The organism is Imperialibacter sp. (genome assembly GCF_048007035.1).
In the GTDB taxonomy this organism is placed as follows: domain Bacteria; phylum Bacteroidota; class Bacteroidia; order Cytophagales; family Cyclobacteriaceae; genus Imperialibacter.
This window is the reverse complement of sequence record NZ_CP180355.1, coordinates 4,427,958-4,454,066: the sequence shown is the minus strand read 5'-3', so window position 1 is coordinate 4,454,066 and position 26,109 is coordinate 4,427,958. Positions and strand designations below refer to the sequence as shown.

The 26,109-nt window shown below is 45.5% G+C and carries 20 protein-coding genes; 15 read left to right on the top strand and 5 right to left on the bottom strand.

Annotated elements, in window-relative coordinates; genetic code table 11:
- The first annotated feature begins 29 nt into the window (after window positions 1-29).
- The 11 genes from ACMVP2_RS19225 (at window position 30) to ACMVP2_RS19175 (ending at window position 12,168) form a co-directional block, all read left to right on the top strand.
- Window positions 30-1,166 carry a DUF1972 domain-containing protein gene (locus ACMVP2_RS19225; RefSeq protein ID WP_416864678.1) on the top strand — a complete coding sequence of 379 codons (1,137 nt, stop codon included), beginning with the start codon at window positions 30-32 and terminating at the stop codon, window positions 1,164-1,166.
- Entirely contained in the window at window positions 1,126-1,728 is a 603-nt protein-coding gene (locus tag ACMVP2_RS19220) for a PIG-L deacetylase family protein (RefSeq protein ID WP_339785940.1), read from the top strand. Before ACMVP2_RS19225 ends, ACMVP2_RS19220 begins: the two co-directional genes overlap by 41 nt.
- Window positions 1,729-1,737: 9 nt before the next feature.
- Window positions 1,738-2,715 carry an NAD-dependent epimerase/dehydratase family protein gene (locus tag ACMVP2_RS19215; RefSeq protein ID WP_416864677.1) on the top strand — a complete coding sequence of 326 codons (978 nt, stop codon included), beginning with the start codon at window positions 1,738-1,740 and terminating at the stop codon, window positions 2,713-2,715.
- A 349-nt stretch (window positions 2,716-3,064) separates the two neighbouring features.
- Window positions 3,065-3,922 carry an AraC family transcriptional regulator gene (locus tag ACMVP2_RS19210; RefSeq protein ID WP_416864676.1) on the top strand — a complete coding sequence of 286 codons (858 nt, stop codon included), beginning with the start codon at window positions 3,065-3,067 and terminating at the stop codon, window positions 3,920-3,922.
- An 84-nt stretch (window positions 3,923-4,006) separates the two neighbouring features.
- Entirely contained in the window at window positions 4,007-4,231 is a 225-nt protein-coding gene (locus ACMVP2_RS19205; RefSeq protein ID WP_416864675.1) for a hypothetical protein, read from the top strand.
- A 16-nt stretch (window positions 4,232-4,247) separates the two neighbouring features.
- Window positions 4,248-5,156: an NAD(P)/FAD-dependent oxidoreductase gene (locus tag ACMVP2_RS19200; RefSeq protein WP_416864674.1), complete on the top strand. Its 909-nt coding sequence runs from the start codon at window positions 4,248-4,250 to the stop codon at window positions 5,154-5,156.
- A gap of 21 nt (window positions 5,157-5,177) precedes the next feature.
- Entirely contained in the window at window positions 5,178-5,774 is a 597-nt protein-coding gene (locus ACMVP2_RS19195; protein ID WP_416864673.1) for a short chain dehydrogenase, read from the top strand.
- Window positions 5,775-6,038: 264 nt separating this feature from the next.
- Window positions 6,039-8,123 (top strand): restriction endonuclease, encoded by a 2,085-nt coding sequence (locus tag ACMVP2_RS19190; protein ID WP_416864672.1) that lies wholly within the window; start codon window positions 6,039-6,041, stop codon window positions 8,121-8,123.
- A gap of 130 nt (window positions 8,124-8,253) precedes the next feature.
- On the top strand, window positions 8,254-9,807 hold the full coding sequence (istA, locus tag ACMVP2_RS19185) for an IS21 family transposase (protein WP_416864671.1): 1,554 nt from the start codon (window positions 8,254-8,256) through the stop codon (window positions 9,805-9,807).
- Window positions 9,808-9,873: 66 nt separating this feature from the next.
- Complete coding sequence (gene istB, locus ACMVP2_RS19180; protein WP_416864670.1) at window positions 9,874-10,605, top strand: IS21-like element helper ATPase IstB; 732 nt, start codon at window positions 9,874-9,876, stop codon at window positions 10,603-10,605.
- A gap of 270 nt (window positions 10,606-10,875) precedes the next feature.
- Window positions 10,876-12,168, top strand: coding sequence for a hypothetical protein (locus ACMVP2_RS19175; protein ID WP_416864669.1), 1,293 nt, complete (start codon window positions 10,876-10,878; stop codon window positions 12,166-12,168).
- Window positions 12,169-12,526: 358 nt separating this feature from the next.
- Here the strand turns inward: ACMVP2_RS19175 and ACMVP2_RS19170 are convergent, their stop codons facing one another.
- Together ACMVP2_RS19170 and ACMVP2_RS19165 are read right to left on the bottom strand one after the other, a co-directional pair.
- The gene (locus ACMVP2_RS19170; RefSeq protein ID WP_416864668.1) at window positions 12,527-13,570 is read right to left on the bottom strand and encodes a WD40/YVTN/BNR-like repeat-containing protein; all 1,044 of its coding nucleotides are present in this window, start codon (window positions 13,568-13,570) and stop codon (window positions 12,527-12,529) included.
- A 240-nt stretch (window positions 13,571-13,810) separates the two neighbouring features.
- The gene (locus tag ACMVP2_RS19165) at window positions 13,811-16,207 is read right to left on the bottom strand and encodes a GH92 family glycosyl hydrolase (protein ID WP_416864667.1); all 2,397 of its coding nucleotides are present in this window, start codon (window positions 16,205-16,207) and stop codon (window positions 13,811-13,813) included.
- Between the two features lie 244 nt (window positions 16,208-16,451).
- On the opposite strand from ACMVP2_RS19165, the gene ACMVP2_RS19160 reads away from it, so the two are divergent.
- The 3 genes from ACMVP2_RS19160 to ACMVP2_RS19150 all read left to right on the top strand — a co-directional run bounded on the left by ACMVP2_RS19160 (window position 16,452) and on the right by ACMVP2_RS19150 (window position 17,859).
- Complete coding sequence (locus ACMVP2_RS19160; protein ID WP_151999178.1) at window positions 16,452-16,943, top strand: antitoxin Xre/MbcA/ParS toxin-binding domain-containing protein; 492 nt, start codon at window positions 16,452-16,454, stop codon at window positions 16,941-16,943.
- The gene (locus ACMVP2_RS19155) at window positions 16,943-17,404 is read left to right on the top strand and encodes an RES family NAD+ phosphorylase (protein ID WP_416864666.1); all 462 of its coding nucleotides are present in this window, start codon (window positions 16,943-16,945) and stop codon (window positions 17,402-17,404) included. The genes ACMVP2_RS19160 and ACMVP2_RS19155 overlap by 1 nt, the downstream gene beginning before the upstream one ends.
- Before the next feature lie 257 nt (window positions 17,405-17,661).
- On the top strand, window positions 17,662-17,859 hold the full coding sequence (locus ACMVP2_RS19150) for a hypothetical protein (RefSeq protein WP_416864665.1): 198 nt from the start codon (window positions 17,662-17,664) through the stop codon (window positions 17,857-17,859).
- Between the two features lie 86 nt (window positions 17,860-17,945).
- On the opposite strand, the gene ACMVP2_RS19145 is transcribed toward ACMVP2_RS19150, so the two are convergent.
- A complete protein-coding gene (locus ACMVP2_RS19145; RefSeq protein ID WP_416864664.1) occupies window positions 17,946-21,077 on the bottom strand; it encodes a VPS10 domain-containing protein in 3,132 nt (1,043 codons plus the stop codon).
- Between the two features lie 263 nt (window positions 21,078-21,340).
- On the opposite strand from ACMVP2_RS19145, the gene ACMVP2_RS19140 reads away from it, so the two are divergent.
- Entirely contained in the window at window positions 21,341-23,842 is a 2,502-nt protein-coding gene (locus ACMVP2_RS19140; RefSeq protein WP_339785988.1) for a phosphocholine-specific phospholipase C, read from the top strand.
- Window positions 23,843-24,020: 178 nt separating this feature from the next.
- Here the strand turns inward: ACMVP2_RS19140 and ACMVP2_RS19135 are convergent, their stop codons facing one another.
- Window positions 24,021-25,043: a bifunctional 3-deoxy-7-phosphoheptulonate synthase/chorismate mutase gene (locus ACMVP2_RS19135; RefSeq protein WP_416864663.1), complete on the bottom strand. Its 1,023-nt coding sequence runs from the start codon at window positions 25,041-25,043 to the stop codon at window positions 24,021-24,023.
- Between the two features lie 197 nt (window positions 25,044-25,240).
- Window positions 25,241-26,035 carry a tryptophan synthase subunit alpha gene (gene trpA / locus ACMVP2_RS19130; protein WP_416864662.1) on the bottom strand — a complete coding sequence of 265 codons (795 nt, stop codon included), beginning with the start codon at window positions 26,033-26,035 and terminating at the stop codon, window positions 25,241-25,243.
- Between the last annotated feature and the right edge of the window lie 74 nt (window positions 26,036-26,109).

Here is a 26,109-nt window from a genome sequence, read left to right as displayed (position 1 = left end):
CCCAATTTACCACCTTAACACCAGCTATATTGAAAATTGCGATTTTAGGTACAAGGGGCATTCCAAATTCTTACTCTGGAATTGAGGAATTTGCTGAGCACCTTTCGTTCGGTTTGGTTCAGAAAGGCCATGAGGTTACTGTTTACAAAGCCAGTGATCACCCCTATAAAAACGACAGATACAAAGGTGTAAAGCTTTCAACGCACTACAATCCCGAAAAATACATTGGCGCATCTGGCCAGTTCATTTACGACTTATTTTGCATCCTTGATACACGGAAAAACAATTTTGACATTATCCTCCAGGTAGGCTATACCAGTAGTTCTGTCTGGAGTTGGCTACTTCCCAGGGGCAAGTCAATGATTGTAAGCAACATGGATGGCTTTGAGTGGAAAAGAGCTAAATGGAACTTTCTGATAAAAAAATTTCTACGTGTCGCTGAAAAATGGGCGGTATCAGGCAGTCACTTTCTGGTTTCCGATTCAAAGGCTATTCGAGACTATATTCTGAAGACCTATTCAAAGGACTCCATTTATATACCGTATGGCGCCTACAAGATCACACAAACCCCTAGTCCTGATATATTAACATCATTCAACCTGGTTCCTTACAATTACAATTTGATGATCGCCAGGCTGGAGCCCGAAAATAATATTGAGATGATTATAGAGGGGACGATCTATGCGAACGACCCCAACAATAAGTTTGTCATCACAGGCAGCACAGCAACCAAGTTTGGTAGAATAATTAAGAAAAAATATGGCAACCACCCTCTAATTATCTTTACAGATGGCATTTTTGACAGAGAGAAGCTGTCGGCACTCAGGTACTATAGTAATTTTTATTTTCACGGGCACTGCGTTGGCGGCACAAACCCATCACTGCTTGAGGCTATGGGCGGATACTGTCTGATTTATGCTCATGACAATGAGTTTAATAAACTGATACTTGGTGACAACGGAGGTTATTTCTCATCAAGCAAAGATGTATCGGACATACTCCTTAGTCAGCCAAGAAAAACCCTGGATCAACCATTTCTGAAAAAAAATTTCTTACTTATAGATACTACATATTCCTGGGATAACGTTAGCGAGGCTTATAGCAAAATGTTTAGCGAGATAGTCAATGGATCAAACCCGAAACCTAGTTATTTCACCTCACATTGATGACGAAGTGCTTGGAGCATTTACTTTTCTAAACCGGGATACCTTTGTTCTGTATCTTGGTGTAGAGGATAGAAGTTATGTTTCCGCACGAGAAAGGAAAAACGAGCTAAGTGCTGTTGCCGGAGAAATTGGCTTTCAATACGAGGTGCTCGACTTTGAGGTAAATCGATATCAAACTTCAGACCTTATAAGTCCGATAGAGAAGGCCATCAACAGGCATCAGCCTGAATATCTAATAATTCCGGCTGAATCGTACAATCAGGATCATAGGGCCACTTTCCAAGCAGCTCACTGCGCTGCCAGGCCACATGATTTAAATTTTTTTGTGAAAAACGTTTTGGTCTACGAACAGCCGCAAACCTTCCTTTGGCCGGTAAGGTCTTTTCAGCCGGTATATTTTAAACAACTGAATCTGGAGAAAAAATTGGCTACTTATCAGCTTTACGCATCACAGGTAAGGGAGCATAGGTCACCGGAAATTTTGAAAAACCTGGCGTCACTGCGTGGTAAGCAATCTAATTTCCAATTTGCCGAAGGGTTTGAAGTGATGAGGATGTGTTAACAATCAGCAATGAAACGAATATTGATCACAGGCGGGCTTGGCTTCATAGGCCGCCATTTGGTTCGTTATTTACATGAGAACCACCCCAACTATTTCATTAAGGTAATTGATGACCTCTCCGGTAGCGAAATCTCTCATGAGGTTGTCGAGGAGTTATCTACCAAGGCCGAGGTTGCTAGCATGAGTCTTCTGGACTACGATCTGCCCGACGAGCGTTTTGACGACATTTACCACCTGGCTAGTCCCGTGGGTGCCATTGGCATATTAGATAAGGCAGGAACTATTGCAAAGCAAATCATTGACCTTGCCAACAAAGCCGCCGATCTGGCGCAGGGGTCGGGAGCCAAGTTGATGTATATTTCATCGTCTGAAATATACTATGCCTCTTCGCAGCAAATGGAAGACTCAGAAATAACTCTTAACATCCACCACGGAGCAAGAATTGAGTATGCCTTAGGGAAATACACTGGAGAAGTGGTCGTCAGGAATCGGGGCATTGCTGGCAAACTGTCTTATATTATTTGCAGGCCCTTTAACCTCATAGGCGAAGAGCAATCTTCAAAATTGGGGTTCGTGGTTCCAAGGTTTTTTGAGTCATGCCTCTCAAATCAACCTTTGGAGGTCTTTGGCGACGGGCTCCAGCAAAGAAGTTTTTGCGACGTAAGAGAGTTCATCAACACTTTAGTAAAGCTACAGGAAAGTGATATTACCTCACAAACGGTCAATATCGGCAATGTTCACAATAGAATCAGTGTTAATGAGTTAGCCAACAAGATCAAAGAAATAACGGGCAGCACCTCTCCGTTGCATCGAATTGACCCTGAAGAGAAATACGGAAAACTATACATGGAAGGCGGGCAGAAACTGGCGAATACCAAAAAAGTGGAAGACCTCCTCAGTATTAAATTCAAGGGAAATTTGACATCTACGCTTGAAAGGATTTATGAGTATTATAGAAATCTGCCCCAAGTCAGCAGAAATACGTAAATGTATCTGAAACAAGCCGATGTACCCTATTTCCTACCCAAATCCCCCTCGAACACCATTTAACTCCCAAACGTCCTGGTCGACAAGTCATTAGAATAACTTAAGGAGTAGGTGTTATTTTAGGATAAGCACTAAATCAGCCATTTGCTGCAACCGCCTCACTATGTTAACAGTATGGCACTGCCCGTAATTGGATAGATTGATAGAAGGTTGGCTTACAACTGTTTCAAAAAACATTTATCCACTCCGGTAAAATCATCGAGCTAAATTGTAATTTACAATACCGCATAAACCTTGAAGCAAAGGCTTTATCGAGGCATTCAGGCTGTCTACTCATCAACGACGCTATATGGAGAAAATCCCCATCAGAGACATTCGTACCACCAGTGGGCAGCCTTTTGGGCGATGTAGTATCCGGAGGCTGCAGGATATCTTCGAGGGGAAAGACATGCTGCACGCCCTGCACCGGCACAACTTCTTTTTTATTCTGGCGGTCTCGCAGGGTAAGGGCGTTCATGAAATTGATTTCACCCCCTATCAGGTATCCGACCGATCCGTGTTTTTTCTGAGGCCGGGTCAGGTGCACCGCCTCCAGCTAAAGGTTGGCTCCACCGGATATCTGATGGAATTCGACCAGGAGTTCTGCGGCTCCAAAGATCAGGTTACTGCGCAGCGGTTGCGAAAAGCAAGCGGCAAGAACTTCTGCCAACTTGAAGCCAGCAGGTTCGACAAACTGGACGGCATCCTGGCCAACATTTTTGAAGAATACACCAGCAAGCAGGACGGCTACCTCGATATCATCAAAGCCAATTTGGAAATCCTTTGCATAGCATACAACAGGCAGAGCCCTGCCCCACATCAACTGACAAACAATGGTAACCTCTATACGCAGGAGCGATTTGAAGAACTGCTTGAACTGCTTGAGACCCGGATCAGCGAATTAAAAAATGTATCGCAATATGCCGACCTGCTCAATCTCTCACCCTACCAGTTGAATGCTATCACCAAAGCGTCGGTAGGTAAAACTGTCGCTCAACTGATCGACGAACAGATTATACTCGAAGCAAAACGCTACCTGCTCGCCACCCCCAATCAGGTGAAAGACATCGCATGGGATCTGGGATACGAGGACGTTTCCTATTTCATTCGGTTCTTTAAAAAACATACAGGCCACTCTCCAGACGCTTTTCGCAAGAACTTCCGATAAGTCCCATCCAACTTCATTTTCGTCCTACTCCCACCCCTTTTGTTCACTTTACTTTTGTGACATCAAGTTTCAACAAGTAACAAAATGAACAAAAAAACACGTCTGATGGCCTCGCTGAAAATATGGCTGGTCATCTATCCTTCCATCACAGTGTTTCTGGCTGTCTTTGGCGAAAGCCTGGCTGGGCTGCCACTTTATCAAAGAACTTTTATCCTAACCATTTCTCTGGTTCCGTGGATGATGTTCGTAGGCGTTCCTTTACTCGACCGGCTGCTAGCTCAGTTTTCAGGCAAAGCAAACGCAAAATAAAGCAAACGACAACAACATGGACACTGCAATAAAGCACGATGTGATCATCGTTGGAGGAAGCTATGCCGGCCTGGCTGCTGGCCTCGCTCTGGGCAGAGCGCTGAGAAAAGTGCTGGTCATCGACAGCGGAGAATCTTCCAATCGGCAAACGCCACACTCGCACAATTTCCTCACGCAGGATGGCACAGCGCCCGCAGCAATCGCATCAATCGCTCGCCAGCAGGTGTCGGCTTACACCACGGTGAGCTTTCTGAACGACCGGGTGGTAAGTGCCAAAAAACTGGACAGTAGCTTTGAGGTGTCTATGCCATTCGGCGAATCGTTTACCGCAAAGAAGCTGGTTTTTGCCACTGGCATTGTCGACCTGATGCCGGATATACCCGGGTTTGCCGAATGCTGGGGGAAAAGTGTGCTCCACTGCCCCTATTGCCACGGATACGAAGTGCGAGGCCAGAAAACCGGCATACTCGCCAACGGCGATAGTGGCTATGAATTCTGCATGCTCATTGCCAATTGGACAAGCGACCTGACGCTATTTACCAACGGCAACAGCACGCTAACGCATGAGCAAACTGCCAGGTTGCACAATCATAAGATTAACATCGTAGAAGATCAAATCCTCAAGCTAGACCAAACAAACGGCTACCTCAGTAGCATCCAGTTCAAGACTGGCAGGGCAGAGCTGGTCACTGCCCTCTATGCCAGGCTCCCTTTTCAGCAACACTGCGACATTCCACAACAACTGGGCTGCGAGCTCGGCGAAGAAGGCTACATCAAGGTAGACGCTGCGCAAAAAACCTCGGTTTCGGGTGTATATGCCTGCGGCGACAACGTCACCCGCATGCGAACCGTTGCCAATGCGGTTTCGATGGGCACAACAACGGGGCTAATGGTGAACAAGGAGTTGGTAGAAGAAGAATTTTAATCAAACAAAAAAACACGAATCATGAAGATTATCATTGTGGGTGCGTCAGGCACCATGGGAAGCTTTTTGTCAAAAGCTTTTGAAAAAGAACACGAAATCGTTCGGGCTGATCGCCACGGAATGGATATGCAGGTAGACATTACCTCGCCTGAGTCGATCGAGAATATGTACAAGGCAACCGGCGCTTTTGACGCACTGATTTGCACCGCCGGGCCTACCTATGTGGGACCCTGGAAGAGTCTTACCGGCAAAGAGTTCCGCCAGGGAGTAGAAGGTAAAATGATGGGGCAAATCAACCTGGTGTTGATTGGTCAGCACTATATCAAGCCCAGGGGTTCTTTTACATTGATCACCGGGGCATTGACGCATGAGCCCCAGCGGAACTTTGCCAACGCATCGGCGGCCAATGGGGCGGTGGAGGGATTTGTTCGGGCGGCGGCCATTGAACTGGAAAATGGCGTCAGGATCAATGCCGTAAGCCCAACGGTGATTGAAAACTCACCACAGTACTTTCCTTTTTTCCCCGGAGAAATACCAACAACGATGAGGCAGTTGGAATACGGCTTTCGCAAAAGTGCTTTCGGTGCTGGTACCGGCCAGGTGATCAAAACCCACTAGTCAACAAAGCTGTGACAAAGAGACCATCCTGTCGGGTGGTTTTTTTTACGCTATTAAGTACACAGCTACGGCCTCCAACCTGGGCAAGCTGAACTACTGCTTCTGGCGGCGATTAGTGGAGTAGCCTTTCCAAAAAAAACATGTATTTAGTAGCATTATTTTGGTGTATATTCACAGATAACCCAAAAGGGGCATAACATGCACTGGTCCATATGCACCGATATTAGCTGTCTTACGATTATCATCTGACTTACAAAATACTGAATGACAAATTTTGATTTTCATAGGTTGCTATTTCCAACCGAATTTGAAAATTTCTGTAGAGACCTGTTAGAGATTAGAGAGACGGGCATAACGTTCACTACCTACAGACGAGGAAGAGACGGCGGGATAGACATCAGAGCTACCAATAGCAAGGAGAAAATCATTGGGCAATGCAAGCTATATGATCCTACTAAATACAATGTATTGCTTAGAAATCTCAAGAAGGAACTAGCTACGTGTAAGAGGGAAAATGCCAATAGATATATTCTTTGTATTAACATTGAGCTTACTCCTCTTCGCTCATCTGAAATTTTGGAGATTTTTTCAGGTTACATCAAACGAGAGGAGGATATAATCGATGGAATCAAACTCAACAAGTATCTGAGTCAAGAGCAATATCAATACCTCTTCAAATCTTATTCAAAACTACTAATCCCTAATTTTCAATCTATAGAATTAGCTCTCGATAAAGTTTTTTTTCGAAAATATTATCAGAAAACAACTTACTTCCTGCATGAAATAGAGACAAAACACCGGCTCTTTCATCATACGGCTCAGCTTCCTTTCCTCATTCAGCATCTTGAGGAAAACAAAGTAATTATCCTCACCGGTAATCCTGGCGTAGGTAAAACAACTACTGCGATGATGATAGCCAATTTCTTCTTAAGTAAAAAAGTAAAAGACCTCATATTTCTTGAAGAAAGAGACTACACCGATACGTTAAGTATTGCCGAGGAAAACAGGCTAATTATTGTTGATGATTTTTGGGGCCAAAACTTTAGCCCTCAGATTAAAGGCCACGACACTTTCCAAAGAGAGTTTCAAACCATTATAGGACACTTTACCAATTCAAAAAACTGTTTTCTCATTCTCACTTCCAGAGACTACGTGATAAGAGATGTGCTTAAGGAAGCAGAGCTTGAGACTGAAAATCTGTTGAATACAAATAAACATGTCATAAATATTGAAGATCACTCCAGGGAAGATAAGGTTAAGATTTTGCTCAATCACTTACTGTTTTATGATTTTGATTTGAGCTATTTTCAGAATGCTCTGTATAATGACACTTTTGAGCACATCATTAAACACCGAAACTATTCACCGCGACATCTGGACTTTTTTATTAAAACTTATTTAAGTGATGGCTACCAATCTAGATATGCCTTTTATGACTCCCTATTTAGGTACTTAGACAACCCCACGGCCTTTTGGAACGACACCTTTCAAAAGCTAAATCCGACAGCCAAAGCAATCCTTCTGATCCTTTTAGTTTCGGGAGACCCTATGGATATTAAGGATTTAAAATCCTCTTTTAACGATATTCAAATTAAGGCTCGTGAAATTTTGAATGAGGGTATAATTCCTGGAGACTTCGATAAGGAGTTTAAAAAGCTTGAGGAATTTTACATTTCAATCAATCAGGATGAATATTACCATGACACCTCTATTAAATTCCAAAGTCCCGGGATCAAAGACTACCTTTTAGAATTTCTCAGAAACGACGGGTATCTTTGGATACACCCGATTATCTTAAAAGCTAGGTTTTTCAATCAATTGACATTTGTCTTCTGTACAAAGGAAGAAAAGATTAGTGATTTCGAGTCTGATATTCCTCTCTATGGGCAGAAAATACTACTAAGTCAGGATTTAAAAGCTTTACTAAAGCAAAAGTTACTCTATGAGTTTGAGGTGTTGAACTATTTCAATACCGAACCCAAAGAGCTTTCAGATCAACTAACACGATACCATTCTAATGAAGAAACCCAATACTTTAAGTTAAAAGAATTGATTCGCTTGTTTCCTATTGATTGGGATGAAAATAGGGATGTTAGAGACTTCATACTTGATAAGGTACTAACAGATATCAAGAGCTTTGATGACAACCGAAAGGTAGTTACCCATCGTTCAATGATCTATTTTCCAAGTGTTATCCAAGCGCTTGTACCGTACCTTGAAATTAGCCCGCAAGATATCATTCAGATTTATTATCGCAGCATTGGATACTGCGGTTCTAAGGGTGCCAGCGATTTCGGAGCAACAGTGCCAGCGATTTCGGTTCAAACTGTGCCACTATTTGCCAATTGAGTTTGGGTTATCAACGGTTCTAACCGTGCCAATTTAATTGCATCAAGAAGTCAACACGGTTCTAACCGTGCCACGAGGTGTTACCACTATAGGAGAAGTGTTTTTATACTCAGCTCAAAAAAGAGCTGACATGTCAAAAACCCTTGATCCTATGGACTTAAAACAAATCATCACCTTACACCTGGACGGCCTGAGTAATCGCAAGATTGGTGAGACTTTGGGCATCAGCCGCAATACAATCAATCGCTACCTACAGCTTTTTAAAGGCAGCGATCGTCCCCTCAGAGCACTTCTACAGCTAGATGAAGCCTGTTTACGGGAACAATTTCCAGTAAAAACTACCATTGATAATGATCGCTACAATGAACTGATGCTTTACCTACAGCACGTCCATCAGCAGTGCTCTCACCCCGGCTTCACCTTTCTCTATCACTATCAGGAGTACGCATCGGCATGTTCATCACCCTACAGCTATACCCAGTTCATGGCTCATTACCGAGCTAAATATGCCCGTGAAAAAGGCTCCATGAAGCTCAACCATCAGGCAGGCCATGAAATGTTCGTGGATTACACAGGCAAGAAAATGACTGTGGTAGACCGGCAAACAGGCGAAGTCTGTGAGGTAGAAGTATTCGTTGCGATACTTCCCTGTAGTCAATACACCTATGTAGAGGCTTGTGATAGCCAGAAACGGGGTGATTTTCTCTCCTGCCTGGGCAATGCTCTTGAGTTTTTTGATGGCGTACCCAAGGCCATTGTTTCAGACAATCTTAAGTCGGCAGTAACCAAAGCCAGTAAATATGAAGCGGACATCAACCGGTCATTAAAAGACTTTGCCAGGCATTACAACTGTGTGATTAACCCCACACGCAGCTATTCACCGCAAGACAAAGCCCTGGTAGAAAATGCAGTACACCTTACCTATCAGCGTATCTTCTATCCCTTACGGGAAATTACCTTCTTCAGTCTTTGCGATCTCAATAAAGAGATCCGAAAACAGCTACAGGTGTACAATGATCTGCTTTTTCAAAGAAAACAGGCCAGTCGAAAAGAGCTCTACCAATCCCTGGATAGAGGTTATCTCAAACCTCTGCCTGGTAGTCGCTACCAGCTCAAGGACTATACCCGAGCGAAGGTACAGAAGATGGGGTATGTGTTCTTTTCGCCAGACAAAGCCTACTACAGCGTGCCCTATCGTTACATTGGACATCAAACGCAGATTCATTATACTGATGATATAATAGAGGTCTATTACAACCACCAACGTATAGCCTCTCATCATCGCAACCCTGTGAAAGGGGCCTACATCACCAATAAAGACCACCTGAGCAGTACCCACAAGGCCTATTCAGAGTGGAGTCCTGAGTTCTTCCAAAAAGCAGCTCTCCGATATGGAGAAGCAGTTGTTAGCTTTATGAAAGGCCTGTTTGCTAATCCTGACTATCCTGAGATCAACTACAAGCGGGCACAGGGCATCCTGGCCATGGGCCGAGACCATGGCGGTGACAGGCTTAACAAAGCCTGTAAAAGAGCCTGTGACCTGGCAGAATACCGCTACACACTGGTCAAAAATATACTCATCAATAAACAGGAAGAGTTGGAGCTTGATGTAGAAAAACTAGCCGATCAATCTTCACACATCCCTGTCCATGAAAATATCCGTGGTGCCCGGTATTATCAGTGAAATGACCCTGGGGATGCCATGTGATGGCTGAAAATACTATCCACATGAAACCATAAACAATCGCATATGAATAACACACAAACAAATCAAAAACTACGTGCAATGAGACTGGAAGCCATGGCACAGCTCCATGAGCAACAAGTCTCATCCAATCAACACATGCAAATGACTTCCGATGAGTACCTCGGCATGCTTACCGACCATCAATGGGAAGCCAGGCAGCATCAAAAATCTCAGAGACTACTCAAACTGGCTGGGTTTAGACAAAAAACAACCATTGAAGAGATCAACTACGGGCAACAGAGAAATCTGGACAAAAACATGTTTCAAAGGCTTACTACCCTTGACTTCATTGCCAAAAATGAAAACCTCATCATCACCGGTGCTTCAGGATTGGGGAAAAGCTACCTAAGCCAAGCATTGGGGCATCAAGCCTGTATGATGGAATACAAGGTCGTCTACCAAAATACGGCCAGGATGCTTAACCGACTCAAACTTGCTAAAGTGGATGGAACCTATTTAAAGGAACTAAGAAAGATTAACCAAACTCACCTGCTCATACTTGATGATTTTGGTCTACAATCCATGGATAATCATGCCAGGGAAACTATCCTTGATATCATTGAGGAGCGCTACAACACCAACTCTACTATTGTAGCATCACAAATACCCGTATCCGCTTGGTATGATATAATCGGAGAAGGCACCATTGCTGATGCTATTCTGGATCGGTTGGTTAACTCTTCTCACAGGATAGACCTCAAAGGTCAATCTTTAAGAAAACAACCTGTGCTTTAATAATATTTATGCTAAAATTACACTCTCCTATAGTGGAACAACTAGTGGCACCATAAGGCCGAAATCACTGGCACCATTAGACCGAAATAGCCAAGCATCACATTTGCTACCGAATATGAGGAGCTTTACAGCTTTAAAGAAGTGTTTCCAACAGAGTTTCAAAAATTTTATGATAGTAATATCCGAAGGATAAGAGAGCACATTAAAGAGCTAATCTTTGACGACATCGACTACTACTTGTGGAATAATCTTGAATTAGAATTGGACTCGTTGGATTATAGAATTGAAGAATTAAGAGCGCAGTACAATTTTAGACTCACGGAAAGGTACATTAGAGAGCTTGAAACCACTTTTGAACTAGATTTTTCTTCGCTACGCAAGAACAAGAAAGTTCAAAAAAAGCACCGCAATCTTCCTTCAAAATTTATACAGAAAGGAAAAAAATATGAACCCAAACCTTACGCTTCAATAATTGAAGAATACCTACCGGTTGAAGAAGAAGATTATCAGCCTATTATGTTTTTGAAAGCACATGGTTACACTGAGTTATTAAACGACTTGAAAAGGAACAAATCAGCTCTATCGAGCTTAAAAGATGACAAGGAAATATTTGAAAGTATCTGCCATTTTATCTCTGAAAATAAAGTAGCCATAGGTGATTTAGACACTTATCTGCTTTTAGAAAAATTCTTTACTTACCACTGTTATAGAATCGGTGTTCAGCCTGAATTATTTATTAAGGCGGCCAGGACAATTATTGAAGGATTAGAGCAATCCGACAATTACAGCACAACGAAATCAAGTGTAATTCAAGCCTTCAAAGAAATAGGGGTGAAGAAAATCCGAATCGAGGATTTTAACCCCATTCTTATTCCCTATAAGGATTGGTATCGGTTCGGTCATTCTGAAATCAAAACATACATAATTGTAAAATATATTGATAGTTTTGAAGGAGATGAATTTTCAAGACTGATCACCGAATCCTTATGGGAACCTGACGATCATGGGATTCTCCAATTCCTGCAAAGCGCCAATACATCTAAGCTTTGGGAGCTTTATATTACTCCTCAGTTGGAAAGACTTTTGGACAGTTTAATTTTCACGGATAGGCAGGCAACAGTTCTCTCGTTTGTTGATTTCTTTAGTGTTAAATTTGAGTTGGAGTGGAATAAAAAGGAAAATAAGTTTGAATCTTTTTCCTCTTCTAATTCAGAATTTCACCTCGAAAACCTTTTGCACTTTTGTGGCATCGGGTTTTATATAAGTGATTTTGAAATTTATTTTGAAGAAGATTACCAACATAGTGATGCTATCACAAGGCTATCTATAAACACTCAGGTTCTGAGTAAGCTCTGCAAAAGAGTGGTGGACACTGTTCCTAAAAAAACAAGCAGACACCTACGAAATGAAGATTCTTCAACAGTCTTTGAAATCAGGCTATCCGATTTCCTGCAATCAGAAGAAAACTACACGATTGCCAACGACATTGGCATGGTATCATACATACAGGACACAATCCGAAAGATAAAAGAGATTATTAGAAAAACTGATGCAGACGGCTAAGATTTTGAAAATACGGACGTCGTGTGGCAAATTTCTCCTCTCAAATTCAATAGCAAGGGAAGAGATTTATCTTCGATAAGTAATAATAAGAACGAGGGAGAAGTTGTTTTCTTTAGGGACTCGAAATTTAGAGTCACAGAGATTCAAAATCTAGTGACAAAACTACAATACATTTAGTCGAAATTAAAATCGAGTAAATGGTCGAACGATAAGCTCACGACGCACTACTTCTCTGACTCCGTATAACACAAATACAGTCGCCGTAGCCACAGCCACTCACTTTGCCGAACCTTGCTCATTCATCAGCACAAAAAAATCCCGCAAGCAGTTGCAGGATTTGATTTGTAGGGCGGTTTACTCAGCAGCCGGGAGATACCGCCACAGCGTAGAGTACATTGCCGGAAACATAGAGTTTAAACACTTTCTCAACAGGTGCTGCCGGCGTCCACAAGGCGAATTTCAGTGAAGCATATAGCGGGTTACCAAAACCTGCGTGAACACGCTGCCATGTGTTACCCATGTCGGATGAACGGAATATACCATCCGGATGACCCACGAATAAATAGTTGCCCAGTTGTTTAACAGATGAAATGTTCTTCGACGGCTGAAGTCCTTCATCAATGGCTTGCCAGGCTTTTCCGCCATCAAATGAAGTATGTATCCTTCTGGATTGAGTTCGTGCGTTGTAGGCTATCGCTGCAAATCCACCATCGACACGTTCGACAGCTATGCCTACGCCCCCCTCGCTGATGACCCATTCCCAGGTGTCACCATTGTCGGTCGAGCGCATGATCCCCTGTTGACCAGTAGCCAATAGAACACCTTCTGACTCGACGATATTATCAACCCAGCCTTTTTGGACTGGCTTCCAGCTTTGTGCTTTGTCGGTAGATTTGGAAAGACTCTTGCCTGTACCCATAAATACCGTCCCATCAGACGTTTCAAAGATAGTTGCTACCGAATGCGTTATAAGACTTGTATATATCGGCGACCATGTGTCTGATAAGGGCTTTTTTTGATAAATGTGACCATCATTACTGTAGGCCATCACCCCGGATTGATTGAAAGTAATGGAAGTGCTTTTTAGCTCAGGAACATTCTCCTTTTCCCAAACAGGCGTTTTAAGATGAGTCTTACTGCGATACAATACACCGTTGGTACTTAAATAGACCTCCGACTCACCGGCAAAAAAGCCAATACGCTCTTCCAGTTCAGGCAAACCGTGGCTGATATCCTGCCACGTCTGCCCGCCATCTTTTGATTGGAGAATGATGTTGGTGGCTTCGGCCTCTTTGGTTGGTTCAACCATCTTTGTTTCAGCTGACGGTGAATATGCTGAAGGCTGATCGCCAGCAAAGAAATGAAGCAGACCATACAAAAGGGTTAGTAGCATGAAATTCATAGCGAATTTGGTTTTAATGAAAATGATAACTCAAAACTACAGGCATGACAGCCGATGCAGCCGTTTCATTTGTAAAATGATTGTAAATGATACGTAAAAAGATGGGGACAAAGCCCCTAACGTCCTCGTTTGAGTGCTAGCGAAAACGGCGGCCCGCCCGGGAGGACATGATGAGTCAGGCGATTGTATCTCCACATTCCTACTACTATAGTCGTCCCTTTGAAATTTACCCTCCTGACTTCAATTCCCTACCGACATCGAAGCTGGCGCTGCGCCTCGTCCCGTTCCCCATTTCTCATTGGGGGTAGGCCCCATCCTGAAGATGAGCTCACCGCCCGCTGTGATTTCATCCTGGGTGATCCAGGTGCGGTTGAAAGCAGCACCATTTAACGTGGCCGACTGAATGTACTTATTGTCTTTAGAATTGTTGAGTGCTTTGATGGCAAAGGTTTTATTTCCAGCGAGCTGAAGGGTGGCCTCCCCAAACAATGGGCTGCCAATCACATAATTGGTGGAGCCGGGCGTGACGGCATAAATACCCAGGGAGCTGAGCACATACCAGGATGACAATGAGCCCATGTCTTCGTTGCCGCACAAGCCACCCGGGCCGGGCCGATACAGCTCTTCGCAAATCTGCCTAACCCGCTCTTGCGTTTTCCAGGGCTGGCCTGCGTAATTGTACAAATAGGCCACATGGTGCGAGGGTTGATTGCCGTGCACATACTGGCCAATGGTGCCCACCACACCCACGTATTTCGGAGGCGTAATCAGTGGGCTCATCTCAAAAAACGTGTCCAGCTTTTTGGCAAACGCTTTGTTGCCGCCAAAGAGATCGATCAACCCCTGAGGGTCGTGCTGCACCGACCAAACGTACTGCCAGGCGTTGGATTCTGTGTAGTGCCGGTTGGGGCGACGCCCCACCAGCAACGGATCAAAATATTTGTAGTAATGGTGGCCCTCGTATTCCTCAATTTCCTGTTCATGGTTACCCAGAGGCTCAAGCCATGTTCCATCCGCTTTCCTGGGGCGCATAAACTGCGTTTCCTTGTCCCATAGTTTGGCATAGTTCCCGGCACGTTTCATAAACAGCTTGTAGTCGTCCTGCTTGCCGAGCTCCTGAGCCAGCTGCGCAATACACCAGTCGTCGTAGGCAAGCTCCAGGGTATTCGGCACGGCTTCGGTCACCCGGTCGACAGGTGTGTAGCCCAGCTCCAGGTAATACGCCAAACCTGCTCTTCCCATGTATTCAGGCACGGGAGGCTGAGGGTTTTGCAACGCTTTGGTGCGCATGGCAGCGTACAGCTTTTTGATGTCGTAATCACGGTAGCCTTTCATATACGCATCCACAATGACCGGAATCAGATGGTCGCCCACCATCGACTCCTTAAAAACACCCTGAAAATGCTGGGCGGGTAGCCACCCAAAATTGTCTACCTTGGCTTCAATCGACCGGATAAAATCATTGACGTGCTCCGGTGCAGTTAAGGTCAGCAAAGGATGTTGCGAACGATAGGTATCCCAGCACGAAAAAGAACCGTAAAAATCGAAGCCTTTGGCTACATGTATTTTCCCGTCAGATCCCCGGTACCTGCCATCTACGTCCTGGGATATGTATTGCGACAAGAACGAGCGATAGAGAGCTGAATAGAAAACCTGCTTTTGATTGTCGGAAGCGCCATCAATTTGAATGGTAGAAAGTTCCTTTTCCCAAACCTGACTGGCCTCCTTTCTCACCTCTTCAAAATCCCAATCGGGGATTTCAGCTTCCAGGTTCTTCCTTGCTCCTGCCACGTCGACATAGGAAATCCCCACTTTCACAAGGATTTGTTCCTTATCGTTGGTTTCAAACTGCACAAAGGCCCCAATTTTCTTACCGGCTTCCCCACTTTTATAAGGAAAAATACTGGCCCCCGACTCAGGCGTCACATAATTAGCATCGAAGGTACCGTAGTATAGAAACGGCTTACTGAATTCAGCGACAAAATACAACTTGCCCTGCTGGGTCGTTTTCACTCCTTGTATCCGGTTGTTATTGACTATACTCAATTCCGAATTTTCCTCGGAATAAGCACTTCCTATCTGATGCCCCAGGTCCAGTATCACCCTGGAGTTTTCTGCCTTGGGGAAAGTATAGCGATGCAGCCCGACACGCCGGGTGGTGGTCAGTTCCACCTTCACATCGTAGTCTTTGAGCATGACGGAATAATAACCAGGTGATGCTTCCTCCTCTTGATGTGAATAGCGGGATCGGTAGCCGCTGTCCGGGTTTTCCTCTGTGCCTGGGAGTACCTGCAGCATATTGCCCACTGTGGGCATAAGCATCACCTCACCGCCATTCACCATGCCCACACCACTCCAGTGAGTGTGGCTGAATCCAATAATTGACTTGGATTGATAGATATAACCAGCACAATACGTCCATCCGTCGGTTCCCACATCCGGACTCAAATGAACCATCCCATAGGGAAGGGCCGGGCCGGGAAAAGTGTGCCCGAAAAAGTCCGTTCCCAAAAAAGGATTGACGTGGCTTGTCAGGGCTTGCCCGGAGCTTTGAGCGAAGGAAACCTGATGGGCAAATACCGCCAAAACCAGGGCGAGTTTGAAATGCAAAAAGGATCTTGAAAATCGTAAGGGCATCGTGCTAAAATTTAAAAATCGCTAGTAGCCGACTAAAATAGTATTTAGAATGGTCAATGCCGAAACGGTTGAAAGGAATGGGCAGTTCAATGTTCTTTGTTTGAGTTTCGGGAGCTATCGGAAGAAACGGCTGCCCGCCCGGGAAGGTTAAGAAACGAGAAGGTGGCACTTCCTTACAAACTAATCAAACAATTTTTTCGTTATTAGGACAAATAAGTTATTTTTACAGACAAATGTCCTAGCCATGGAAGTAGCAAACATTGAAAAGCAGCTGTCCAAAGAACTCACGTCTTTTCTTAAAGATACTGCGGCATATGAACACATTAGTATCCCAAACGAAATAGATTATAGCGATTTTCTGAAAAGCAAAATTTTTCTGGTTTTCGCTATAAGAAGTGGCCTACCCTATTCTATTTTCAATTTAATTCAGAGTCAGAGCCCATTTTCCCTACATGATTGGTCTGGGTTTTTGAACATCTCCTACAAGTCTTTACAACGTTACAAAGCCGAAAAAACCAGGTTCAAACCCTTGTATACCGAGAAAATATTTGGGATGGCTGAGGTGCTCGATACTGGCGTTGAAGTATTTGGTGACTTGGAAAAACTAAAACGCTGGTTGACTACGGAAAATTATTCTTTGGGTAATTTGAAGCCAATTGAGCTTTTGCGGGATTCTTATGGCAAAGATTTGGTTTTGGCGGAATTAACAAGAATTGATCACGGCATTCTTGTCTAATGGAAGTATTCAGATTATCCAGGCTAAAATACATTTCAGACCTGTCAGGAAAAGGAGCAGCAATCAAAGGAGCCAGATGGAATAGTATTGGTACCGAAATAATTTATACTGCCAGTAATAGATCTTTGGCAATGGCCGAAGTGGCCGTCCACTTTTCATTGGCAACAATTCCGGACGATTACTATATGCTCACCATATTTATTCCAGATAACACCTCAATAATAACTTTACAAGTCAATGACCTTCCTTCAAGGTGGAATCAATTTCCTCACAATAAAAATACCCAGAAATATGGCGATGATTTCGTGAATGCGAATAAGCACTGCCTACTGAAAATTCCTTCTGTCGTAACAAGGGGTGATCACAACATCCTTATAAATCCATTCCACTCTGAATTCTCAAAAATTAAAATAACCGCTCGGGAAAAATTTCCCTTTGATGAAAGGTTGTTTCGTCCGTAAATACAACACTTTGCAGCCAGGGAAATAAATTCGGGTATCGCAGTCAGGCATCTTGAAAACTCGATAGACAAGAACTTTTTATCCTCATTCAGCTTACAACTGTATATCCCCTGGCATCACTCCCTAAACCAACTCAGCTCCGCTTCCTCCACCCGCTTTTTGTAGGCAGGCCAATATAAAGTGTAAAAGCACTGATCCGCAATCGGAACATTTGAAAAGATATTGAGATTGATGATCTTTATGAAAATATCGAAAGCATGAAAACAGCTATTCTATCAAGCGCTTCTGACTCTGACATTGAATTACTGCTCCAATTAGCAAACAAATTAGGCATCAAAGCCAGGATACTGACCAACCAAGATGCTGAGGATTTGGCAATGGCATATCTCATTGATGAAGCAAAAACAGGGGAGTATGTTGACACTCAGGATTTCATCAGTAACCTTCGTAAATAATTATCGTCAGCTCTTCCGGATTTGCAATCCATCTGGAGAAACCGGAAGCCCTATCACCGGGTTTGAAACCCGGACTACATCAAGCTCTACTCCCTAAACCAGTTCAGCTTCGCCTCCTCCACCTGCTTTTTGTAGGCAGGCCATTCGGTAGCGTAGAAACTATCCACCGCTTTCACAAAGTCCCCAACCAACTGCTCGGCCTCTTCGATTACCTTCACGTCCTGGCTGGTAGGCACAAAAAGTCGGCCTCTCAGCGCCTGAGCAGCATCACTCATCTTTGATGTTGCCGTTACGGCAAACGACTGCCAGGCGCCCACCTGCTTGTCGGGGCGAGGGGCACGGGCCATGTCATTCAGTGTTTTGATTTTTTGCTGTATGGCTTCGGAGGCCGTCACAACTTCTTTGGCTGCGACCGCTTTCGCCTGGGTTAGCACATGTTCTATCGTTTTGTCGCTCGCTTGCAACCTGGCCATGGCACTGGAAAGCTTTTCAGTAGAAACATTCAGGCGTTTGCTTAAAGTATACACAGCCTTGTCCACCTCCTCGTTGTACTCGAAACGAGGATCAGGAATCACCTTCACCGCCGTTTCTGAACTGGCATCGTCATACTTGACCACGATTTTATAGTCACCGGGCAGCACAGGAATATCCCGTGAGCCCTCTCCTACCCACGCACCCGGCAGTCGGGCCATTTGCTCGTCGAGCTTCCAGGTAAGGTAGTTGAGCCCAGCCACCACACTGTCGGTGTTTACTGTTTGGATCAGCTGGTTGTCGGCATTGTACACCTCAGCCATGGCGTTGTCTCCTGCCTTGTTGTCTTTGACAAAAAACGGAATCTCCACTTTTTGAAATGGCTTATTAGCGCCTTCGAAAGTAGTATAAAAGCCCGTCCAGATATTGCCGGGAGGATTGATGAACAAGCCCTTTACCTGCACGGCGTCGTTGACTGGCAAAGCTGTCAGCGGCTGCTGATCCAGCTTGCCTTTGGCTAATTCTCGCAGCGACAACAGGTCATCCAGCACCCAAATGGCCCGACCAAAGGTGCCCACAATCAGCGCCGATTCCCGTTGCTGAATAGTCATATCCATCGTCGATACAGAGGGGAACCCGTTTTTGAATTGCTCCCAGGTTTTTCCTTCATCGATACTGATCCACAGACCATTTTCAGTCCCCAGAAACACAAGCTTTGGCTCTTTGCTGTCGGGCATCACCGACAACGCATACCCTTTTACCTGACTGGCGTCAGCCATACGTACCCAGGTTTTTCCATAGTCCTGCGTGCGAAACAAGTAAGGTGCATAGTCACCCTGGCGATAGTTATTGGCCACCAGCCACACTTCACCTGCTTTGTGGGGCGATGTTTGCATCTGAGCAAGCCACGCCTGTTTTGGAAGGCCTTTGATATTGGCAGTGACATTCGTCCAGGTTTTGCCTCCGTCTTTGGTCAAATGCACAAGTCCATCGTCAGACCCGGCCCAGATCACATTCTTGTCAAGGTAGCTCACAGCCAGACTTATGATCGAATTGTAAATCTCCGCCCCGGAAGCATCAATGGTGAGTCCGCCGTAGTCCTGCTTTTGGTGATCGGGGTTATTGGTGGTGAGGTCAGGCGAAATTATCGTCCAGGTTTTTCCCTTGTCGGTGGTTTTGTGCACAAACTGGCTTCCGTGGTAGGCCACGTCGTTGTTGTTTGGATCCTGCGTAAAACCAGCGTTCCAGTTGTAGCGCAGGCGGGTGTTCATGTTCGGTGCCTTGGGTTGTATGTGCTGGTAATAGCCCGTCAGCTTGTCATAGCGATAGAGCTCGCCGTTTTGTGACGTGCCGTAGCCAAACCGTGAGTCCACCGAATCAGGCTGTATGATAAAGCCATCGCCACCGACCAAATACTGCCAGTAGAGTGTGCGAATACCGCCCCGCTTCCATACATAACCAGGACCTGACCAGTTGCCATTGTCCTGCATACCACCGTACACATTGAAGGGCATGTCCTCATCCACATTGATATGATAAAACTGTGCCACGGGGATTGTTTCAGGGAAATACCAGGCTTTGCCATGGTCGTGGGTGATGCCAATGCCTCCATCGCCACCAATGATAAAGAAAGTGGGATCGTTGGGGTCTACCCAAAAGGCATGGAAGTCGGCGTGGATGCCCTTGGTCTCGTCAGCGGGGATCATCGGCACCGGATCGAAAGACACGCCGCCATCGTAACTCACATGCAGTGGCTGGTAGATGTTGTAGAGCCTGTTCGGATCCTTGGTGTCCACAGCCAGTTCCTGAAAGTAGAACGGCCTGTTGTTGGTGAACCTGGGATTATCGTTGATCATCTTCCACGACAAGCCGCCGTCGTCGCTGCGATAAAGCGCATTTTTGGTAGCCTCCACTTTGGCATAAATCCGATCCGGGTTACTCGGGGCAATGGCCAATCCTATCCTACCCAGCTCACCCGCAGGTAGTCCTTCTTTTTCACTCAGCCTCTTCCAGGTCTCACCACCATTATAAGTCATATACAGTCCAGACCCTGGACCACCTGACGTGAAGCTGTAGGGCGTGCGCCGATGCTCATACATGGCAGCAAGCAGCTTGTTTGGGTTAGTTGGATCCATCACCAGATCGGCAACACCAGACTTGTCGTTGGTATAAAGGATTTTCTTCCAGGTAAGGCCACCGTCTGTTGTCTTGTACAAGCCCCGTTCGGTATGTGGCGTAAACGGATCGCCCATAACACCTACATATACCGTGTTTCCGTCAGTAGGATCAACGATAATCCTATGAATCGTTTTGGAGTTTTCCAGCCCTACTCTTTTCCATGTTTTACCCGCATCCAACGATTTGAAAAGGCCAAGCCCGAGGTTCATCGAGTTGCGGGGATTGCCTTCACCGGTACCCACCCACACCACACTGGGGTTGCTCTGCTGCACGGCAATAGCGCCAATATTCACAGTAGGATTGTCATCAAAAATGCTTTCCCAGGCAGTGCCGCCATTCTCAGATTTCCAAACGCCTCCAGAGGCAGCGCCTACGTAAATGACCTTTGTGGGCGTGTCGGCCACAGCAGCAATGGCGGTGATCCGTCCGCTCATGTTGGCAGGGCCGACATTCCTGATTTTGAGGTTTTGAAATTTATCGGAGGGGAATTTTTGTGCGAGACTGCCGGACAGGGTGGCAATACTCACGGCAAAAATGAGAACGTATTTGATGTGCTTTTCGGAGATCATACCTGTATGTTTAACGAAGGAAAGGTATTAACCAATCTCCGATAACTCAACCGGCAAAAGGATGGATGGAGAAAACAACCAACCTTCGGCCATGCTTTCGACATCTGCCTGCAAAACCATTTGGGGTATTTCCTTTATGTTAACATATTCGTATGTTATTAAAGAACACATAATGGCTGCGTCAACTCATTTGGCAAGCCCGGTCGATATTATTGCACCCGGAGCGTGTTTACGCTGGCCTAACCTGTCTGAAAACAATATTTATGAGCGATTCGAGAAGAGAGTTCCTGAAAAAAGCGGCCCTTCTGGCTGGTGGCACCAGCGTTTGGAGCACACTGCCCATTTCGATTGAAAAGGCCTTGGCCATTTCACCTGATCCCGGCACTACTTTTTACGATGCCGAGCATGTGGTGCTGCTCATGCAGGAAAACCGGTCGTTCGACCACTGCTTTGGTATGCTCAAAGGGGTGCGTGGTTTCAACGATCCCCTCGCTATTTCGCTGCCAGACAAAAATCCTGTATGGTTTCAGCCAGACAGTGCCGGCAACAGGTTCGCCCCTTTCCGCCTCGACATGAAAGACACCAAAGCTACCTGGATGGGCGGCGTACCTCACTCCTGGGAAGACCAGGTCGACGCCCGCAACAATGGTAAATATGATGGCTGGATAGAAGCAAAAAGACCCGGCAACAAAGACTACAAGCACATTCCTCTTACCATGGGTTACTATACCCGGGAAGACATTCCATTTTACTATTCTTTAGCTGACGCATTTACTGTTTGCGACCAGCACTTCTGCGCCGCTCTTACCGGCACCACCACCAACCGCAGCTATCACTGGACTGGTAAAACACACGGCGAGCCAGGGGACAAGGCCAAAGTGCGGAATGGGGAAGTGACCTATGACAGGGAGGCCAGCTGGACAACCTTCCCTGAAAGACTGGAAGACAATGGCATTTCGTGGAAGGTCTACCAAAACGAAATCAGCCTGCCTACCAATGTGGAGGACGACTCGTTGCTTGCCAACTTCACCGACAATAACCTGGAGTGGTTTACCCAGTATGGCGTGCGTTATAGCAAAGGTTTTCATGATTATTTGAAGACGAAAGAAAAAGAATTGCCTGGCGAGCTGGCTGCCCTGGAAAAACAACTGAATGCTCCTGGCACAGATAAAGTCAAGTTGCAGGGGCAGATTGATGCAACAAAGCAAGGAATTGTTCAGGTAAACGATCTCCTGCAGCAATGGAGTCCCGAAGCTTTCGAAAAGCTTTCGGAGCGGGAGAAAAACCTGCACAACAAGGCCTTCACGACCAATATTGGTGACCCCGACTACCACAAGGTAGAAGACATGACCTACTCCGACAATGGCGTAGAACGCTCTACTAAAGTGCCCAAGGGAGACATTCTGCATCAGTTCCGAAAAGACGTAAAAGAAGGCAAACTGCCCACAGTTTCCTGGCTGGCAGCGCCTCAGAAATTCTCCGACCACCCAAGTGCTCCGTGGTATGGCGCCTGGTATGTGTCTGAGATAATGGACATCCTCACCGAGAATCCCGAAGTATGGAAAAAGACAATTTTCATCCTCAACTACGACGAAAACGATGGCTATTTCGACCACATCCCACCTTTTGTAGCACCCAACCCAGCCGATCCAAATGATGGGAAAATCTCAGATGGCTTGAAAACCGATGGTGAGTACGTGACCGTAGATGAAGAGATAAAAGCTGGCTTTGAGGAAAAGGAGGCAAGGACTAGTCCGGTAGGTTTGGGTTACCGTGTGCCGCTTATTGTGGCCTCACCATGGTCTCGGGGTGGATGGGTGAATTCAGAAGTGTGTGATATCACGTCTACCATCATGTTCATGGAAAAATTCCTTTCCAAAAAGACGGGTAAGAAAATCGAAGAGCCTAATATCAGCTCGTGGCGAAGGGCCATCAGTGGCGACCTTACCTCGGTGTTCAGGCCATATAATGGCGAGCAGGTTGACATGCCAGCCTCGCTTGACAGGGACAGGCACATGCAGGAAATCTACAACGCCAGCTTCAAAGGCTTGCCCAACAACTTCAAACCCCTCAAAGCAGATACCAGGATGTTGACGACACAGCTCCCAAAACAGGAGCCTGGCACCAAACCTTCCAATGCGCTGGGCTACGAATTGCATGTTACGGGCAATTTGACCCACGACAGCAAGCATTTCCGCATTCGCTTCAAAGCGGGAAAGGGCCTTTTTGGTGAAAGCTCTTTGGGAGCGCCATTCAATGTATATGCGCCCGGCAAGTATCGCAATCGAGCGACAAATACCTTTGAACAGGTTAAAACATGGGCTTTTGCCGTTAAAGCTGGCGACGAAATCGAGTACCAGTGGCCATTGGATAACTTCGAGGATGGGCAATATCACCTGAGAGTGTATGGCCCAAACGGCTTTTTCAGGGAGTTTGCTGGCAATGAAGGGAATGGTGTAGACGTAACTTGTATCCCGGAAATGACTGGGGGAAAAGTTAATGGGAAGCTGAAAGTTTCCATCATAAACAGAAGCAAAGGTGGTTTAAAATTGGAGCTCAAAGACGACAAATACCAGCACCTGGAAAAAGAGCTAAAGCTAAAAGCTGATGGTTTGGAAAGTGTAACACTCAATACTGCATCAAGCAAGGGCTGGTACGACTTTTCGGTAACAAGCCCCAATGACCCTAACCTGAAAGTACGCTTTGCCGGTAGACTCGAAACCGGAGCGGATAGCATATCGGATCCTTATATGGGGAGGGTTTAAAAAAACTAAAGTTCACGACGGCAATCAGCTACAGCTATCGCCTGCCAGGGCATCGTCATTTCGTAGTGTAACGGAGAAATCCCCCAGACCTACAGCTAGGCCTTGGGGATTTCTCGATCGTTCCTCCCTCGAAATGACGAGGATTTGGAGGCAGCATAGTGACTCAAAGACCTTATATTCAAACCGCCATCTCAAACTCTTCCCTCAATGTATAGGTCTTCTTCATCTTCCTAATGAGTGCTGCTGACTGCTGGAAGTCAAGCGTTTGCTGCCCATCACTGGCTGCTTTTTCAGGCAATGGATGTATTTCAAAGATCACACCGTCAGCCCCGGCCATCACAGCTGCCAGCGACATGCTGTCGACATAATCACGGATACCAATGCCATGGGAAGGGTCGACGACCACAGGCAAATGCGTCTTGTCTTTCAAAATCGGCACAGCATTCAAATCAAGCGTATTGCGGCTGGCCTTTTCGTAGGTTCTTATACCTCTCTCGCAAAGGATCAGCTTTTCGTTTCCACCAGAGAATACATACTCAGCAGAATACAAAAGCTCTTCTATGGTGCCAGAGATGCCTCTTTTGATCATAACGGCTTTATCTACCTTGCCAAGCTCGTCCAGCAAATTGAAGTTCTGCGTATTTCTGGCACCAACCTGAAACACATCCACATAAGGATACATCTCTTCAATCTGCGACACCTGCATTACCTCAGTCACAATCTTGATGCCTTCCTCTCTGGCAATATTATACCACATCTTCAGGCCATCAATACCCATGCCACGGAATGAATAAGGAGAGCTTCTCGGTTTGAAAACGCCACCCCTCATGATGTTCACCCCGTTCTCCTTCAGGTGCTTGATGGTCGCCCTAACGTTCTCCTCTCCTTCGATGCTGCAAGGCCCAGCCATGATGGAAAAGCTACCATCGCCGATCACAACACCATCGCCAAGGTCGATTTTGGTTGAATTAACTTTCCATTTTCGGGACACAAGTTTGTAGTCGTCCGACACCTTGTGGATGTCGATTATGCCTGGTAGAAAGCCGAGCTGTCTGATGTCAATATTGGTTTTCCCAATGCATACAAGGTAGTCGCCCATCTGGGTTTTCACTTCGGTGCCTTTGAACTTCAATTGACCAAGGGTATCGGTAATCTTAGCCTTCGCTTCTTCCGAAATGGCCGGATCGAGTTGGATAATCATAACAGGGTGTTTCTTAAAAGTTCTTTTTTGTTATCAACGACATAAAACGTGCAGAGACTAATTTGAAAAATTTAGAGCATCTACCGATACACACCAGCTGGTGGAACTGAGGCACAAAAATCCTTTGGCTCCCTTCAGGGTTGGGGTGAAACAAAGGATTTTTTGCCGGTTCCGAAATGCCTTAACTATTCTAGTCATCAATTTCCTTTTATTCCTTTCACAAACTGTTTGATGTCCTTCTCCATATTATCCGACTTCTCCAGCAGGTCAATGAAGGCGCTGCCAATAATGGCGCCACTGGCATACCTGCAGGCTCTTTCAAACGTTTCGTTGTTGGAAATACCAAAGCCAATCAACCGTGGGTTCTTCAGCCTGAGCATCTGAATCCGGGCAAAATACGCCTCCTGCACCTCACTCACGGCCCCTTTGGCGCCAGTAGTGCTGGCAGAGGAAACCATATAAATAAAGCCCTCAGTATGCTCATCAATTTCACGAATCCTCTCTTCCGATGTTTGCGGTGTAATGAGATAGATATTGTGCAGGCCGTATTTGGTGAAGGTTTCTTTGTAAAACTTTCGGTATTCGTATACTGGCAGGTCAGGTAAGATAAGTCCGTCAATGCCTATTTCCTGACACCTGGCGCAAAACTTCTCCAATCCGTATTGCATCACGGGATTAAAGTAGCCCATCAATAAAACAGGTAAATCGATTTCAGAACGCATGCCCTCCAACTGATCGAAAAGCAGCTTCATGTTCATGCCGTTCTCAAGCGCCTGCTGGTTGCTTTTTTGGATGGTAGGGCCATCGGCCACGGGATCTGAAAAGGGAATGCCTACCTCAATCACATCGGCACCACCCTCTTGAAGTGCCTTCATAATTTTTCTGGTGTCACCAAGGCTCGGATAGCCAGCAGTAAAATACATCGACAATATATGATCTGCCTTTTCGGTAAAAAGGGTGTCTATTCTATTTGCTTCAATTATTTCACTCATGTTATTTCCGTTTTAACAATTACCACTTTCACGCAAAGGAGGTTTCACACAAAGGCGCTAAGACGCAAAGCGTA